The sequence below is a fragment of the Sphingobium estronivorans genome, from assembly GCF_008692605.1.
GTDB lineage: Bacteria > Pseudomonadota > Alphaproteobacteria > Sphingomonadales > Sphingomonadaceae > Sphingobium > Sphingobium estronivorans.
This window is the reverse complement of record NZ_LFCT01000012.1, coordinates 44,732-60,605: the sequence shown is the minus strand read 5'-3', so window position 1 is coordinate 60,605 and position 15,874 is coordinate 44,732. Positions and strand designations below refer to the sequence as shown.

The 15,874-nt window shown below is 64.1% G+C and carries 20 protein-coding genes and 1 pseudogene; 14 read left to right on the top strand and 7 right to left on the bottom strand.

Features of this window, described 5'->3' with window-relative positions:
• Positions 1-2: 2 nt before the first annotated feature.
• Positions 3-602 carry a nuclear transport factor 2 family protein gene (locus F7P65_RS10115; RefSeq protein ID WP_150291626.1) on the bottom strand — a complete coding sequence of 200 codons (600 nt, stop codon included), beginning with the start codon at positions 600-602 and terminating at the stop codon, positions 3-5.
• A gap of 173 nt (positions 603-775) precedes the next feature.
• Between F7P65_RS10115 and dut the strand changes: the two genes are divergently transcribed.
• From dut to F7P65_RS10085, 6 genes are all read left to right on the top strand, one after another.
• Positions 776-1,255, top strand: coding sequence for a dUTP diphosphatase (dut, locus tag F7P65_RS10110; RefSeq protein ID WP_205452018.1), 480 nt, complete (start codon positions 776-778; stop codon positions 1,253-1,255).
• The gene (locus tag F7P65_RS10105; protein WP_150291625.1) at positions 1,252-2,019 is read left to right on the top strand and encodes a HesA/MoeB/ThiF family protein; all 768 of its coding nucleotides are present in this window, start codon (positions 1,252-1,254) and stop codon (positions 2,017-2,019) included. Before dut ends, F7P65_RS10105 begins: the two co-directional genes overlap by 4 nt.
• Positions 2,007-2,372 carry a DsrE family protein gene (locus F7P65_RS10100; RefSeq protein WP_150291624.1) on the top strand — a complete coding sequence of 122 codons (366 nt, stop codon included), beginning with the start codon at positions 2,007-2,009 and terminating at the stop codon, positions 2,370-2,372. Before F7P65_RS10105 ends, F7P65_RS10100 begins: the two co-directional genes overlap by 13 nt.
• Positions 2,373-2,505: 133 nt before the next feature.
• Positions 2,506-4,503: a threonine--tRNA ligase gene (thrS, locus tag F7P65_RS10095; protein WP_150291623.1), complete on the top strand. Its 1,998-nt coding sequence runs from the start codon at positions 2,506-2,508 to the stop codon at positions 4,501-4,503.
• Positions 4,504-4,630: 127 nt separating this feature from the next.
• On the top strand, positions 4,631-5,164 hold the full coding sequence (gene infC, locus F7P65_RS10090; RefSeq protein ID WP_150291622.1) for a translation initiation factor IF-3: 534 nt from the start codon (positions 4,631-4,633) through the stop codon (positions 5,162-5,164).
• Positions 5,165-5,288: 124 nt separating this feature from the next.
• Positions 5,289-5,852: a hypothetical protein gene (locus tag F7P65_RS10085; RefSeq protein WP_150291621.1), complete on the top strand. Its 564-nt coding sequence runs from the start codon at positions 5,289-5,291 to the stop codon at positions 5,850-5,852.
• Positions 5,853-6,017: 165 nt separating this feature from the next.
• Here the strand turns inward: F7P65_RS10085 and F7P65_RS10080 are convergent, their stop codons facing one another.
• The 5 genes from F7P65_RS10080 to F7P65_RS10060 all read right to left on the bottom strand — a co-directional run bounded on the left by F7P65_RS10080 (position 6,018) and on the right by F7P65_RS10060 (position 9,674).
• Positions 6,018-6,200 (bottom strand): Trm112 family protein, encoded by a 183-nt coding sequence (locus F7P65_RS10080; protein ID WP_150291620.1) that lies wholly within the window; start codon positions 6,198-6,200, stop codon positions 6,018-6,020.
• Entirely contained in the window at positions 6,197-6,802 is a 606-nt protein-coding gene (locus tag F7P65_RS10075) for an LON peptidase substrate-binding domain-containing protein (RefSeq protein ID WP_150291619.1), read from the bottom strand. The genes F7P65_RS10080 and F7P65_RS10075 overlap by 4 nt, the downstream gene beginning before the upstream one ends.
• Positions 6,803-6,817: 15 nt before the next feature.
• Positions 6,818-7,729, bottom strand: a complete 912-nt coding sequence (locus F7P65_RS10070) for a tetratricopeptide repeat protein (RefSeq protein ID WP_150291618.1) — start codon at positions 7,727-7,729, stop codon at positions 6,818-6,820.
• A gap of 96 nt (positions 7,730-7,825) precedes the next feature.
• Positions 7,826-8,671: a MipA/OmpV family protein gene (locus tag F7P65_RS10065; protein WP_150291617.1), complete on the bottom strand. Its 846-nt coding sequence runs from the start codon at positions 8,669-8,671 to the stop codon at positions 7,826-7,828.
• 112 nt (positions 8,672-8,783) lie between these two features.
• A complete protein-coding gene (locus F7P65_RS10060) occupies positions 8,784-9,674 on the bottom strand; it encodes a prephenate dehydratase (protein ID WP_150291616.1) in 891 nt (296 codons plus the stop codon).
• A gap of 187 nt (positions 9,675-9,861) precedes the next feature.
• Between F7P65_RS10060 and F7P65_RS10055 the strand changes: the two genes are divergently transcribed.
• The 3 genes and pseudogenes from F7P65_RS10055 to argB all read left to right on the top strand — a co-directional run bounded on the left by F7P65_RS10055 (position 9,862) and on the right by argB (position 12,327).
• Positions 9,862-10,485 carry a c-type cytochrome gene (locus tag F7P65_RS10055; RefSeq protein ID WP_150291615.1) on the top strand — a complete coding sequence of 208 codons (624 nt, stop codon included), beginning with the start codon at positions 9,862-9,864 and terminating at the stop codon, positions 10,483-10,485.
• 232 nt (positions 10,486-10,717) lie between these two features.
• Positions 10,718-11,384, top strand: a pseudogene (locus F7P65_RS10050) (queuosine precursor transporter).
• Between the two features lie 25 nt (positions 11,385-11,409).
• Complete coding sequence (argB, locus tag F7P65_RS10045; RefSeq protein ID WP_150291614.1) at positions 11,410-12,327, top strand: acetylglutamate kinase; 918 nt, start codon at positions 11,410-11,412, stop codon at positions 12,325-12,327.
• On the opposite strand, the gene F7P65_RS10040 is transcribed toward argB, so the two are convergent.
• Entirely contained in the window at positions 12,328-12,855 is a 528-nt protein-coding gene (locus tag F7P65_RS10040) for a GNAT family N-acetyltransferase (protein ID WP_150291613.1), read from the bottom strand. It lies immediately after the preceding gene.
• Positions 12,856-12,997: 142 nt separating this feature from the next.
• Between F7P65_RS10040 and F7P65_RS10035 the strand changes: the two genes are divergently transcribed.
• From F7P65_RS10035 to F7P65_RS10015, 5 genes are read left to right on the top strand one after another with little or no spacing between them, the layout of a single operon-like run.
• Complete coding sequence (locus F7P65_RS10035) at positions 12,998-13,288, top strand: YggT family protein (protein ID WP_150291612.1); 291 nt, start codon at positions 12,998-13,000, stop codon at positions 13,286-13,288.
• Positions 13,285-13,620 (top strand): DUF167 domain-containing protein, encoded by a 336-nt coding sequence (locus tag F7P65_RS10030; protein ID WP_150291611.1) that lies wholly within the window; start codon positions 13,285-13,287, stop codon positions 13,618-13,620. Before F7P65_RS10035 ends, F7P65_RS10030 begins: the two co-directional genes overlap by 4 nt.
• A gap of 50 nt (positions 13,621-13,670) precedes the next feature.
• Entirely contained in the window at positions 13,671-14,564 is an 894-nt protein-coding gene (gene folD, locus F7P65_RS10025) for a bifunctional methylenetetrahydrofolate dehydrogenase/methenyltetrahydrofolate cyclohydrolase FolD (protein WP_150291610.1), read from the top strand.
• On the top strand, positions 14,561-15,220 hold the full coding sequence (locus tag F7P65_RS10020) for a YybH family protein (RefSeq protein WP_150291609.1): 660 nt from the start codon (positions 14,561-14,563) through the stop codon (positions 15,218-15,220). Before folD ends, F7P65_RS10020 begins: the two co-directional genes overlap by 4 nt.
• Positions 15,217-15,834 (top strand): MarC family protein, encoded by a 618-nt coding sequence (locus tag F7P65_RS10015; protein WP_150291608.1) that lies wholly within the window; start codon positions 15,217-15,219, stop codon positions 15,832-15,834. The genes F7P65_RS10020 and F7P65_RS10015 overlap by 4 nt, the downstream gene beginning before the upstream one ends.
• The last annotated feature ends 40 nt before the right edge of the window (positions 15,835-15,874 follow it).

Here is a 15,874-nt window from a genome sequence, read left to right as displayed (position 1 = left end):
CTTTACCCTCCGTCCGCCTGCGCCAGAAAGGCGGCGCGGATGGAGGCAGCCGTGTCCTGGACATGGCTTGGCTCCGGTCGCTCGTCCCCGAGCGCAAATTGCAGGGCGAAGGGATCGCCGGGCGCACCGCCGACGCTCCCCTGCGCCTGTCCCTGCGACAGGGAGGCTTGCGATCCGATCAGCCGCATGGCGCTGTGGAAGGTGACGACCCGCTGGAAGTCGATCTTCCACTCGCCGCCGCGTTCGCTGAACAGATCGAGATACCAGCCATGGGTCGCCACCTCGATCACGCCGGACAGGCCGCCTTCGTCCAGATCGACATGAACCAGCGCCGTGTGCGGGGTTTCAGCATAGGCGACGGCTCCCTCGATGCGGACGGCGCTTTCGGAAAGCATGTGGTGCGACCGGAATGTCTGGCGCGCCCGCCATTCCGCGAAGCCATGGGCCGGGCCGTTGAAGATATGGTGCAGTTCATAGGCGTCTTCGTGATAGCAGCTCTTCAGCAGGGCCGCGTCGCGATGATCGACGCCCTGCACATAGCGCGCCATGACCGCGCGGATCTGCGACCGGATGTGGATTGCGCGAAGGTCCGACTCGGTCATTTCCCTTTCCCCCCTTTAGGCAATGCGGGGGACTGGCCCCGGACAGCAGGATATTCGCCCGCATGGGATATGCAACCTGCCGACCACCCGTTAATAGCAAGGTGCAGTGAGGCGGACGCATCGGCACCTTGGAAACGCCCGATACTGCGATCATTTTCATCAAGAGGCCCCTTTTGAGCAATCCGCAATTCGAACTGAAGATCCTGGACCCCCGCATTCACGAATGGGGGCTGCCCACTTTCCAGACCGACATGGCGGCCGGCATCGACATGTTCGCTTGTCTGGATGAGCCCCTCCTCCTCCAGCCGCAGGCCGACGCGGTCCTGATCCCGACTGGCGTGGCCATCCTGATGAACGATCCCCATGTCGTTGCCTTCCTGCTGGCAAGATCGGGCCTGGGGCACAAGAAAGGCGTCATCCTGGGTCAATCGGTCGGCACGATCGACGCCGACTATGCCAACCAGATCTTCATCAGCACCTGGCTGCGCACGCCTCCCGGAAGCGAGCCGGTGGTCATCCATCCGGGCGACCGGGTGGCGCAGCTCGTCTTCCTGCCGATCCTGCGGCCCAGCTTCAATGTGGTGGACGATTTCTCGACCACGACGAGCCGGGGTCTGGGCGGTTTCGGATCGACCGGAGTGACCTCCTCATGACGCTGACCGACGAGCAGCTGGAGCGCTATGCCCGCCATATCGTCCTCAAGGAGATTGGCGGCGCGGGGCAGGCCCGGCTGCTGTCGGCGGATGTGGCGGTGATCGGCGCGGGCGGCATCGGCAGCCCGGCGATCCTCTATCTGGCAGCCGCTGGTGTACGGACGATCCGGGTGATCGACGACGATGCGGTCGCCCTCTCCAATTTGCAGCGGCAGGTGTTGTTCGGGACCGAAGATGTCGGGTCGTCCAAGGCGGAAGGCGCGATGGCGGCGGTAGGGCGGCTCAATCCCGATGTGAAGCTGATCCCCATCAATGCCCGGATCGACGCCGACAATGCCGCGCTGATGCTGCGCGACGCCGATGCGGTGCTGGATGGCTGCGACAGTTTCGCGACCCGGCTGGCGGTGGCGGATTGCACGCAGCAGTTGCGGATTCCGCTGGTGTCTGCGGCCGTCGGCCCGTTTGAGGGGCAATTGGCCACCTATCGGGGGTGGGAGGCGGATAAGCCCTGCTATCGCTGCCTGGTCGGATCGCCGGAGGATGCGCCGGAGCGCAATTGTGCCGAAACGGGCGTGATCGGGGCATTGACCGGTGTGATGGGCAGTCTGGCCGCGCTGGAGGTGATCCGGACGCTGGTGCCCTTTGGCGAGGATATGGCGGGACGTCTGCTGCTGGCCGATCTGTTGTCGATGCGGTTCCGCACCGTGACGATGCCCAAGGACCCGGCCTGCCCCACCTGCTCCGTGGCACTATGCGCGCATTGAGGATCGTCGTCGCGACGGCCGATGCGGAGCGGTTGCGCGGGGTGCTGGCGATGGCGGCGGCGCAAGCGGCGCTGGGCGGCGCGGCGGCGGTTTTCCTGCAATTGGATGCAGCGGGATTGCTGCGGGCGCCGATGGGGGCGCCATGCGATGACGCGCATCGGGCGGCGGGCCTGCCCTCGTTGGCGATGCTGATCGAGGAAGCGCTGGGATTGGGCGTGGAATTGACGGTTTGCCAGAGTGGCATGGCACTGTGCGGGCTGGCGGCCGAGGATCTACCCCTGGGTGTTGAGACCGGCGGGCCGATCGGGTTTTTGCAGGCGACAGGCGATCAGGCGCGGCTGATCTTCGCCTGACAGCCTTCATGGCGAGTGGGGTGCGCTGGCAAGAGGGCTTCTATTGACAGGGCGGGAGGCCCATTTAAGGGGAAGTCGCGACTTTTCGGCCGTGCAATCTGCCATTTCAACAGAAAGACCATCCGTGTCCGCCATGCTCAAGATCACCCTGCCCGATGGTTCCGTGCGTGAAGTCGCGCCCGGCACGACCCCGGCGGACATTGCGGCGGCAATCGGGCCGGGTCTGGCCAAGGCCGCCATCGCCGCGCGAGTCGATGGCGAACTGCGCGATATCATGCGGCCGCTGGAGCAGGATTCGCAGCTGGCACTGGTGACGGCCAAGGATGAGGCCGACGCGCTGGAACTGGCGCGGCATGACTTTGCGCATATCCTGGCGGAGGCGGTGCAGGCGCTGTTTCCCGGCACGCAGATCACCTTCGGGCCGTCGACCGACGATGGCTTTTATTATGACTTCGCGCCCCCAGTCATCGAAGGAAAGCATCGCCCGTTCACCGAAGAGGACCTGCCCGTCATCGAGGCGAAGATGCGGGAGATCATCGCCGCCAACAAGCCGCTCAAGCGCGAAGTGTGGAAGCGCGAGGATCTGATCGCGCGCTGGCAGGCCGAGGGCGAGACGTTCAAGGCCGAATGGGCCGCCGAACTGCCCGAGGGCGAGGAACTGACAGTCTATTGGTCGGGTAATGAGTGGCTCGACATGTGCCGGGGGCCGCATCTGGCCTCGACCGGCAAGCTCGATCCCGCCGCGTTCAAGCTGACGCGCGTGTCGGGTGCCTATTGGCGCGGCGATCAGAAGAATGCGATGCTCAGCCGCATCTACGGCACCGGCTGGCTCAACAAGAAGCAGCTCGACGCGCATCTGACGCGGCTGGAGGAAGCGGGCAAGCGCGACCATCGCAAGCTGGGCGCGGAAATGGACCTGTTCCACCTCCAGCAGGAGGCCCATGGATCGGTCTTCTGGCACCCCAAGGGCTATATCATCTGGCGCGAACTGGAAGCCTATATGCGCCGCGCCATCGACGATGCCGGCTATCGCGAGGTCAAGACGCCGCAGGTGATGGACGCGCGCCAGTGGGAGCAGTCGGGCCATTGGGGCAAATATCGCGAGAATATGTTCGTCATCCCCGACGAAGTGCCGAACGTCGCCGACGAAGGCCCGCTGGTGTCGGACGATGCCGACTGGATGGCGCTGAAGCCAATGAACTGCCCGGCGCACATCCTGATCTTCAAGCAGGGGATCAAGAGCTATCGCGACCTGCCGCTGCGTTTCTATGAAAATGGCTGCTGCCATCGCAATGAACCGCATGGCGCGCTGCACGGGCTGATGCGGGTGCGCCAGTTCACGCAGGACGACGCGCACATCTTCTGCCGCGAGGACCAGATCGTCGAGGAAGTGCGGGCCTTCTGCGCGCTCGCCGACCGAATCTACAAGGATTTCGGCTTCACCTATTCGATCAAGCTGGCGCTGCGCCCTGAGAAGCGCTTCGGCAGCGATGAGATGTGGGACAAGGCCGAGGAGGAACTGCGCAATGCCGTCGCGGCGGCAGGGCTGAACACGCCGGAATATGGCTGGGAGGAACTGCCGGGCGAAGGCGCCTTCTATGCGCCCAAGCTGGAATGGCATCTGACAGACGCCATCGGGCGGACCTGGCAGGTGGGCACGATCCAGTCGGACCGCGTGCTGCCGGAGCGACTCGACGCCTCCTATGTTGCTGAGGATGGCGAGCGGCACCGGCCGGTGATGCTGCATCGCGCGATTTTCGGTTCCTACGAGCGATTCATCGGCATCCTCATCGAGCATTATGCGGGCAAATTCCCGCTCTGGCTGGCGCCGGTTCAGGCGGTGGTGGCAACCATCGTGTCGGACGCGGACGGCTATGCGCAGACGGTCGTGGAGAAGCTGCGGGCGGCCGGAATCCGGGCGGAAACCGACGTCCGCAACGAGAAGATCAACTATAAGGTGCGCGAGCATTCGCTCGCAAAAGTGCCGAATTTGCTGGTCGTCGGGCGTCGTGAGGCCGATGAGGGCACGGTGGCGCTGCGTGAACTGGGCAAGGAAGGGCAGAGCGTCCTTTCGGTCGAAGATGTGATCGCCCGTCTTGCAAAAGAGGCCCTCGCGCCCGATATGCAGTGAGGCAGCAATGCCACATGGGGTTGGTGAATCCGCAACTGCGGACTTGCCGCCCCTTTCGGCTTTGCGCTAAAGCGCCGCCAGAGTCGTTGTTTAAACTACCGTAGGAGAAGCTACTATACGTCCCCCAATGATGCGCCGTCCAATGGCGCCGCCGCCTAAGTCCGGTCCCCGTTACAATGAGTTCATCACCGTGCCCAAGGTACGCGTGATCGACGACGAAGGCGAAAATCTGGGCGTGATGTATACGCAGGAGGCGATTGAGCGCGCCTATGAGATCGGGCTGGACCTGGTCGAAGTGTCGCCCACCGCCGATCCGCCAGTCTGCAAGTTCCTGGACATCGGCAAGTTCAAGTACGAAGCCCAGAAAAAGGCGAATATCGCCCGCAAGACCCAGAAGACGCAGGAACTCAAAGAGATCAAGATGCGTCCGAACATCGACGATCATGACTATGATACGAAGATGAAGAAGGTCCATGATTTCATCGGCGATGGCGACAAGGTGAAGATCACCCTGCGCTTCCGTGGCCGCGAATTGTCGCACCAGCAGCTTGGCATGCAGCTTTTGCAGCGCGTGGCGGAGAATGTGGGCGAGATCGCCAAGGTCGAAGCCTATCCGCGCATGGAAGGCCGCCAGATGCTGATGGTGCTCGCGCCGAAATAACGGCCCTAGATTTTTTCAGGATCGGCGCAACGGGCGGAGTCTGGCGACAGGCTCCGCCCGTTGCCGTTTGGGTTACGGGTTACGACCATTTGCGCACGTCAAACGCTTGTGTATTCAGTCCCGAATGCAGTCGATCAAAAGCATATTCGAACTAGCCTTTTGGCAGCGAATTTTTTCGCGCACGCCGCTGGGGTTGCGGGCAGTACTCGTCGTATGGCTGATCGTATCCTTCGCCTTCTATGTCGGAGGCCCTTCATCTACCGTGAACCTACCGCCGTATTTGGCCTTTCTAGCCATACTGCCCTCGGCAGCAATCGCGCTCTGGCTCTCGCTGTTCATCATCTGGCGGGGCATGGGAACTTTAATCTTTACATTAAAGTCGATCAGCCAGCGCCACCAGCCTGAAACATCGTCAACCTCGCTTGGGTTCGCTTCATCAGTGGGTGGATGGGGTGCATTAAACATCTATTTGGTTGTCTATGCCCCGCTGTCTTTTTGGCTGGCGCACATGACGCGAGCTTATACCTTGAGCGTGGCGCTTTCCTGCGTTCTGTCGGGTTGCTTCATTTATGTATTAATCAAGCGCCGACCGCTTCGCAGCGATGTTAAAATCCTGCTCTATGGCGGGCTGGCTGCTACCGTCCTTTTCTGTCTTATAATGGCGACTATCGCAGTGCCGCCAGCTTAAAGCAGACTGCCGCAAACCCACCCCTTTTCGTCATCCCAGCGAGGGCTGGGATCTCGGGAGATAGCGCGCGACATGGCCTGAGACCCCAGCCTGCGCTGGGGTGACGATGGGGGGCCTTGGCGTGAGGAGGGGCGGACTTCCGCAAACCAACCCCATCCCTGCCGCTCAAGTCTCGGCGATAACCCTCGCCTCCCGCACCACCAGCACCGGCACTCCATCCCGTACCGGAAAAGCCAGCCCCGCTGCCTCGGAAACCAGTTCGCCCCGTTCCGCATCCCAGCGCAGCGGCGTGCGCGTCACCGGACATGCCAGCTTGGCAAGCAGCGCCGGATCGAGCCCCTGCGTCATTGCATCGTCGCTCCGCCGTCGCGCTCGATCCGGCCGACAATCTGCATCAACTGGATGATCCGGTCGGCTCGCTCGCTCAGATTGTCCGCCTCCAGCAGGGTCTGCTTGGCCGCCGGATCGAACGGCGCGATCTGCGCGATCCCGTTCACCAGCGCCATGTCATCGAGCCGCGACACCGCCGTCCAGTCCACCACATAGCCCAATGCTTCGGCAAAGCGCCGCGATTCCTGCTCCAGCGCCGCCCGCTCGACCGCGGAAAGGATTTCATCCTCCCCGATCGGCTCTACATCCGCCTCGATCTGGCGAAAGGCGGTGGGCACGTCCAGTTCGCGCACCACGCGGAACCGCGCCAGCCCCTTGAGCAGGATGTTATACCGCCCGCCCTCCAGCGCCTCGATATGGGTGATATGGCCCAGACACCCCATATCGAACAGCGGGGGCTTGATGCTTTCTTCACGCGGCTGGATCATGCCGATGCGCCGGTCGCGGGCCATGGCGTCATGGATCATCGCCTGATAGCGCGGTTCGAAAATATGCAGCGGCAATTCCATGCCCGGCAACAGCAGCGCGCCGGTCAAAGGAAAGATCGAGACGCGCGCCATCGCCGCCCCCCGCGATCAGGAAAAGAGAATCTGGGACAGCTTGCGCCGCTGCGCCGCGACCCACGGATCTTCCAGCCCCGTCGCCTCGAACAGTTTCAGCAATTGCGCCCGCGCCGCACCGTCGTTCCACGCCCGGTCGCGCCGCACCAGTTCCAGCAGTTCTTCCGCCGCCCGGTCACGCTCGCCATTGGCCATCAACCCGCCCGCCAGTTCGAAACGCGCGTCATGATCGTCGGGATTGGCGGCCACTTTTGCCTCGATGCCGGAAAGGTCCGATACGGGCTTGGCATCGCGCTTCAGGGCGATGGCCGCACGGGCGCGCTCCACCGCTTGATCCTTCGCCAGCTCGGCGGGCAGCGCCGCGAGCACGGCCTCCGCCTCGTCCAACTGCCCCAGTGCCACCAGCGCCCGCGCCTGCCCCGAAGCCGCTTCGGCATTGTCCGGCACCATTTCGGCAATCTGCTGAAACACGGACAAGGCGCGCTCCGCCTCGCCGCCCGCCAGCACGTCCTCGCCCATGGCGATCAGCGGTGCGATTTCCTGCAACTGCGCCTTCTCATCGGATTCGATGGGAAGCTGAGCAAGAAGCTGGTCGAGATATTGCTTGAGCTGTCCCTCCGTACGCGCCTGACTGAGATCGGCGACCGGCTGGCCCTGGAACACGGCATAGACGGTCGGGATCGACTGGACCCGGAACTGGGCGGCGATGAACTTGTCCTCATCGACGTTGATCTTGACCAGCTTCACGCCCTTGGCCGCATAATCGGCGCAGACCTTCTCGATCACGGGGGCAAGCTGCTTGCAGGGGCCGCACCATTCGGCCCAGAAATCGACGATCACCAGACTGGTGCGCGACGGATCCACCACGTCGCGGCGGAAAGTTTCCACCGATGCCTTGTCGGCCTCGCTCAGTCCAAGGGTCGCCACGTCATAATCTCCTGCTGCCGATGCGGTTGCTGACCGCTTCCATACAGCGCCTTATGTGGGTCGTCACCCCATAGGAACAAGGGAGATAAGCGAGACCTAGAAAGTGTAGCCGACGCCGATCGCGCCGATCCACTGGTTCTTCGAACCGGCTATGGCGACGATGGGCGAATCCGCATAATCGCCCAGAATGCGCGAGTAGCTGCCCGCCGCGAAGATCGCCCAGCCATGGCGCAGGTCGCCCGACAGCGACTTGCCGCCCGCCAGGCTGAAATTGACTTTCTTGAAGCCCGCGCCATTGCCTGCGCGACTATAGACCGGCAGACCCGAGGCGACCGATCCCGCCGCATCGACGTCATAATAATAGCGGCCATATTTCTTGCCGACATAATCGGCCGACACACCCAGCCCGACAAAGGCGGTCTGCGACAGCGGCGTCATATATTCCACGGCCGGCGTGACCACATAGCTGCCATGCGCGCCCGCGACATCCTTGGTCACCGCCACGCGCGCCGACAGATTGTCATAGGCGCTGGTGATGACCCCGGTCTTGCCGATGCCGACGAAGCCGCCGACCTCCACCGCCACGTCGCGCTTGCCCAGCAGCCGGACGGCATCATCCTTGATATTTTTCAGGCTCGACCGGTCGAAGCGGGCCGCCACCACCGGTCCCAGTTCGAAGTCCACGCCCTGGGGATCGGTATTGGGAATGGCGTCGACATACAGCGCCGCTCCGCGCGTCCAGAACGCGAAATCCTTCACCTTGCCGCGAAATTGCGGGACAGGCAGGACGCGATAATCGTCCGACCCTTCGTAGCTTGGCACGGCGGCCACACCCACGCCCACTGTCAAGTTGCTGCGATCTTCCTGCTGCGCGAACGCCGAAGACGCAAGGGAAAGAGCCGTGGCGGCAAGCCCGGCAAACAGATAATGGCGATGACGCATGGCAACCCTGTATGTCGAACAATCTCGAACACCAGAATGTTTCGACAGGGTTACTTGTTCCCGAACAGCGATGTCAGGAGAAATATTGGGCGGTCATGCCGCCGGCCAGGGATCAGGTGCGCGGTCTTGCCTGCCGATAGCTGCCGAGCATCCGCACCCATTTGGTGTGGAACTCCAGTTCCGCCAGCGCCCGGTCGACCGCCGGATCGCCCGGCATTCCCTCTATGTCGCAATAGAATTCGGTCGCGGCAAAGCTGGCGCCCCGCTGATAGCTTTCCAGCTTGGTCATGTTGACGCCGTTGGTCGCAAAGCCGCCCATCGCCTTGTACAGCGCGGCGGGGATATTCTTCACCTCGAACAGGAAAGTGGTCATGACCGGCCCGACGCCCGCAACCGGCACCTTCGGTTCGCGGGCCAGCACCAGGAAGCGCGTCATATTGTCGTCGCTGTCCTCGATATTCTCCGCCACCAGCCGCAGGCCGTACAGTTCCGCCGCCAAATAGGGCGCAATCGCCCCCTCGCCCGCCACCTTCGTCTCCGCCACCAGCGCCGCCGCGCCCGCCGTATCGGCATAGCTGACCGGCTGAATGCCGCGCTCACGCAGATAATGACGGCATTGGCCCAGCGCCTGCGGATGGCTGACCGCGCTTTTCACGGCGGCAGTGTCGGGCGCCATCAGGCAATGCCGGATGCGCAGGAAATATTCGTCGATGATGTGCAGCCCGGATTCGGGCAGCAGGAAATGCATGTCGGCGACCCGCCCGTGCAGGCTGTTCTCGATCGGGATGATCGCCCGCGCGGCTTCGCCATTGCGCACCGCATCGATCGCATCCTCGAACGCGAAACAGGGCAAAGGCTGGCAATCCGGCGCATATCCCAGCGCGGCGAGATGCGAATTGGCGCCCGGCGCGCCCTGAAAGGCGACGGCGCGGGCCGGATCTGCGGCGGCCTTCGCGGCCATTTCCGCGACCAGGACGCGGGCGGGGGCGGGATAGTTTTCCATGGATGAAAAGCGCGCTTATTCACTCCATCGCGCCCGCGCAAGCATCGATGGACATCCAACCCCGCGAAAAGCAGGCCACTTCCCGTCATTCCAACGCTTGCGCGTTCGCGTTTGCGCCATTATGGCATCCGACCGAGAGGGGCCGCGAACACAAGCGCCCAGAACAGATCCAGGGGAATCCGAGCGAATGGGCGATCGTTTCAATACCGCTGCTGGTTGGGCTTTGTTCGCGGGTATCGTCGCGCTGGGTGGCGCGATCGTCAGCTCCAAATTCTTCCACGAAGAACGGCCCGAGAAGATGGGCTATGCCATTGAAGGCGTCGAAGCGGAAGGCGCCGGCGGCGCGGCGGCCGGACCCGGCCTCAACACCCTGCTCGCCAGCGCGGACGTCGCGGCGGGCGAGAAGGTGTTCGCCAAGTGCGCCGCCTGCCACACCGTCAATCAAGGCGGCGCCAACGGCATCGGCCCCAATCTCTACGCCACGGTCGGCGAAGGCGTCGGCCAGGGCAAGGGCGGCTTCGCCTTCTCCGACGCGCTCAAGAGCAAGGGCGGCAACTGGACCTTCGAGGCGCTGGATCACTGGCTGACCTCGCCGCGTGAATTCGCGCCCGGCACCAAGATGACCTTTGCGGGCCTCGGCAATCCGGCGGATCGCGCGAACCTGATCGCCTGGCTGAACACGCAGGGCTCGAACCTGCCGCTGCCCGCCGCCGACGCGGCCCCGGCCGCAGGCGGCGACAATGCCGCAGCGGCCAACGCCTCCGCCAACGCGGCAGAGGCCCCCGCGACGAACGCCGCCACCGGCAAATAAGCCCTGCCCTGAGAGGTCAGGAGACTTTATCCCCTCCCTTCCACGGGAGGGGTCAGGATGGGGCTGGCCGTGCGCCCCGCCCCCGACCCCGCCCGCCCCCAGACCCTGCCCAACCCCCAGACCCTGAAGGCGAAGGGAGGATGCCAAAGGTCCTTTCCGGCCGCAAACCGCCGACGCGCCCGTTTTACTCGGCACTCTTCCCACCCTTCTGAAATCCCGTTAAGTCCCGGCTATGGCTTCCAATCCCGCGCCGATTGCCCGTTCCCTTTTCGTCTTTTCGATCTTCTATGGCGGCATGGTCTGCATTGCGGGCGTGCTGGGCAACAAGCAGGTGACGCTGGGGCCGCTCTCCGCCATCGGGCCGATGTTCGGCTTGGGGCCGCTGGCGGTGGAGGCGGGCATCTTCGCCTTCCTGCTGTTGGTGACGATTTCCAGCGCCGTTGCCGAACTGCACGGGCGCTCCATCGCCACCCGGCTGGTGCAGGTGGGTTTCCTGCCGCTGATCGCCTCGATCCTGCTGTCGATCGTCGTGCTGTCCGTTCCCGCGGCGCATGACATGGACCCGGCGCGACGCTTTCGCGCTGATGATGGGGGGCACGCCACGCATCTGGCTGGGCGGGATCATCGCCTATGGCATTTCGCAGACGCTGAACGTGACCCTGTTCGCGATGCTCAAGGGGCGGGAGGGACGCCGCCTGCTCTGGCTGCGCGCGGCGGTCGCCAGCATGTTGTCGCAGGTCGCGGACACGCTTCTCTTTGTTTCCATTGCCTTTTACGGCATATTCCCGATCGGCGGACTGCTGTTGGGGCAGATGCTGGCCAAGGTCGCGCTGTCGGCCATATTCGTGCCGCCGGTCCTCTATGCGCTGGTGGCGCTGGGGCGGCGGTTGGATCGTTAGCTTGCGGTAGCGCATCTTTGGCCTTATGCGCCCGCGCATGAACAGCAAGCACGCCCCGGATCCGGCCCTTCTCGCCAAGGCTGAAACCCTCGTCGAAGCGCTGCCCTATATGCAGCGATATGCGGGCAAGACCTTCGTGGTGAAATATGGCGGCCATGCCATGGGCGATCCCGAGGCGGCACGCGATTTCGCGGAAGATGTGGTGCTGATGAAAGCGGTCGGCATCAATGTCGTCGTCGTCCATGGCGGTGGGCCGCAGATCGGCGCGATGCTGAAGAAGCTGGGCGTCGAATCGCAGTTCATCGGCGGCCTGCGCGTCACCGACAAGGAAACCGCGCAGATCGCCGAAATGGTGCTGGCCGGCTCCATCAACAAGGAAATCGTCGGCTGGATCGCGGGCGCGGGCGGCCGCGCGGTCGGCATTTCGGGCAAGGACGGTGGCCTGGTCCTGTGCGAAAAGGTGCTGGGCAAGCGCGAGGCAGACCCCAATTCGGGGATTGAGCGCAATGTCGATCTGGGTTTCGTCGGCGATCCGGTGAAGGTCGACCGCAGCATCCTCGACACGCTGTCGCGCGACGGCATCATTCCGGTGGTCGCGCCAGTGGGGATCGGCGCGGACGGCCACACCTATAATGTCAATGCCGACACCATGGCGGGCGCGATCGCGGCGGAACTCGGGGCGTCGCGCTTCTTCCTGCTGACGGATGTCGCGGGCGTGCTGGACAAGCAGGGGCAGTTGCTGACCGACCTCGACCCCGAAGCGATCAAGGGGCTGGAAGTCGATGGCACGATCAGCGGCGGCATGATCCCGAAGCTGGAAACCTGCGTGCGTGCGGTGGAAGGCGGGGTGGACGCCGCCGTCATCCTCGACGGGCGGGTGCCGCATGCGATGCTGCTGGAAATCTTCACCGACCGGGGTGCGGGTACTTTAGTGCGCCGGTGATCAGCCCATTTTGAGCAGGACTGCCGGATCGGCCCAGTGGAAACGCTGTTCCGGCAATGTCCTGCCGTCGGGGCCGGGCTTGGCGGTATTTTCGACGACCAGCCCGCCGCGATGGGCATAGAAACCGCGCGCGGCGTGATTGTCGGCATAGCACCAGAGATAGAGACCGGCTTGCGGGAAGTGTTGGAGTGCCCAACGCGCCGCTTCGGCCAGCAAGGCGCTGCCCAACCCCTTACCCCTGGCAGCGGGCAGGGCGTGGAGATTGTCGACCAAGGTTCCCCAGCGGGGATGGTCGGCGCCGATCAGGCAGGTGAAGCCGATCGGCCAAGCGCCCTCTTCCGCGATGATGATCCGTTGCGTGGGGGACGGCGCGGTCAGGCGCTGCGTCCAGTGGGCCAGCCGTTCCGCCTCTATGCCGCCGGCGAGATAGGCGGGGTCCATGAAATGGGCATAGGCGCTGCGCCAGCTTTCCACATGACAGGCGGCGATCAGCGGAGCGTCTCCAGGGGTGGCGTCGCGAAAGTTCATGGAGGCAGGCTATAGCGGCGGAGGCGGGAGAATCCATGCTCTTGGCCGAACAAGCCCTGCATTTGGTGGAATAATCCGGTTGGCCGCTTGTCCAGCGCCACTCCTCTCGGCTAGAGCAAATCCCAATCAATTCGGAGACTGCATGGCCTACGCCCTCTATCAGATCATCGTCATCCTGCTCGATGTGCTGTGGTGGATCATCATCATCCAGGCCGTCATGAGCTGGCTGATCGCCTTCAATGTCGTCAATCTTTCCAATGATTTCGTGCGCACCGTGATGGTCGCGCTGGATCGGATGACGGCGCCGATCTACAATCCGATCCGCCGGATATTGCCCGATCTGGGCGCGCTCGACCTGTCGCCGATGGTTGTGCTGCTGGGCATCCTCATCATCCGTCAGGCCATATTGCCGCCGCTGTTCGGGCTGGTGTGACGGTCTGGAGCCGGGACGGAGACGATCTGCTGCTGTCCGTCCGGCTGACGCCGGGCGCGACGAAGGAAGAGGTCGGCGGCGTCTGGACGGACGAAAAGGGTGCCATATGGCTGAGCGCGCGGGTGCGCGCCGTGCCGGAAAAGGGCAAGGCCAATGCGGCGCTGATCGCGCTGCTGGGCAAATGGCTGGATTGGCCGCGCAGCGCGATTTCGCTGGAATCGGGCGACACCAACCGGTTAAAACGACTGCGGATCAAGGGCGGGGGTGAAGCGTTGGCACTGGAGCATTTCCAAGTCAGATGGGATCATCTGGCGACTCGGGACATGCGGTAACGCCAAAGTGCCCGGCTTTCCGCCATTATCAAGGAACAGGGTGAAGCATCATGACCATCGGCAAGATCATTGACGGCAAGGCGTATGCCGAGACGCTCCGCGGCAAGGTCGCGGACGGCGTCACCGCCTTCATCGAAAAGACCGGGCGCAAGCCGGGGCTGGCCGTGGTGCTGGTGGGCGAGGACCCCGCGAGTTCGGTCTATGTCCGCAACAAGGGCAAGATGACCGTGGCCGTGGGCATGGAAAGCATGGAGTTCAAACTGCCCGCGGGAATCGGGGAGGAGGAACTGCTCGATCTGGTCGAGGAACTGAATGCGGATGAACGGGTGGACGGGATTCTCGTCCAGTTGCCGCTGCCTGCCCATATCAATGAGGCTTCGGTGATCGGCGCCATCAGTCCCGCCAAGGATGTCGACGGTTTCCATGTCGTCAATTCCGGCCTGCTGGCGACGGGTCAAGAGGCGCTGGTGCCCTGCACGCCGCTGGGCTGCATCATGCTGCTGAAGGATGAGCTGGGCGACCTGTCCGGCATGGAGGCCGTTGTCGTGGGCCGTTCCAACATCGTGGGCAAGCCGATGGCGCAATTGCTGCTGGCGGAGAACTGCACCGTCACCCTCGCGCACAGCCGCACGCGGGACCTGGCCTCCGTCGTGCATCGCGCCGACATCGTGGTCGCGGCGGTGGGCCGGGCCGAGATGGTGAAGGGCGAATGGATCAAGCCCGGCGCCACGGTGATCGATGTCGGCATCAACCGGGTCACCGATACCGAGGACGGCAAGAGCCGGATCGTCGGCGACGTCGCAACGGCGGAGGCCCTGGCCCATGTCCGCGCCATCACCCCGGTTCCGGGCGGGGTCGGGCCGATGACCATTGCCGTGCTGCTGCGCAACACGCTGGTGGCGGCGCGCGCCCGGGCGGGACTGGCAAAGCCGGAGGGGGTGTGAAGGCGCGCGCGGCGTTTCTTGTCCTGACCTTGCTGGCATTGGCGGGCGCGCGCCCGCCCATGCGCTATCAGCCCGACCCCAGCTCCGTCCTTGCTGCCGAAATGGCCTTCAACCGGCTGGCACAGGATAAGGGGCAATGGACCGCCTTCCGCGAAACGGCGGCGGAAGACGCAGTGATGTTCGTGCCGCAACGCGTGCTGGCGAAACAATGGCTGAAGGGCCGCGCCGATCCGCCGGCCGCCGTGACATGGACGCCTTCCACCATCTATGCGTCCTGCGACGGCAATCTGGCGGCCAGCACCGGCAACTGGAAGCGGCCGGATGGATCTGTCGGCTATTTCACCACCATCTGGCGGCGCGACAAGAAGGGCGCCTGGAAATGGATCATGGACCATGGCGACACGCTCGCCGCCGCCCGTGAAGCACCGGAATATCTGATCGGCAAAGTCGCGACCTGCAAGCGCGCCCATGGCGGCGAGGCGCCCCGCCCGGCCGGCAAGCCAGGAAAGGAGGCCATGCCCCCCGCGCCGAAGGACGACAGCCTGACCTGGACCGCCGACATAGCGACCGATGGCAGCCGCCGCGTGACCGTGCGCATGTGGAACGGCAGCGATTATGAAACCGTGATCGACGACAGGGTGGCGGCGGGCGCATGATGGAATTGTTCATATCGGCCTTCGTCACCTTGTTCGTGGTGATCGATCCGCCGGGCTGCGCGCCGATCTATGCCAGCCTGACAACGGGCGCGAGCCAGGCGCAGCGGCGCAGCATGGCGATCCGCGCCGTGGGCATCGCGGCGGCCATCCTCCTGCTGTTCGCCCTTTGGGGCAAGCAGTTGCTGGGCGTGCTCGGGATCGAACTGGACAGCTTCCGCATCGCGGGCGGGATCATGCTGTTCATGATCGCCATGGACATGGTGTTCGAAAAACGCACCCAGCGGCGCGAAGACCGGGCGCAGAAGATCGCGGAAACGCCCGAGGTCGAGGATGTGTCGGTCTTTCCCATGGCGATGCCGATGATCGCCGGGCCGGGATCGATCGCCACGGTCATGCTGCTGATGTCGCGGGCCGAAGGGCTGGGCGAGCGCATGGTGGTGATCGGCGCGGTGGTCGTGACGCTGGCGCTGATGCTGGGATCGCTCCTGGCGGCGGGACCGATCATGGCGTTGCTCGGCGCCAAGATCGAGGCAGTGATTACCCGCTTGCTGGGGGTGTTGCTGGCGGCGCTGGCCGCGCAGTTCGTGATCGACGGGCTGAAGGCCAGTTTCTGAACGAAACGGCGCGCCCGTTGGGAGCGCGCCGTTCCTGCAA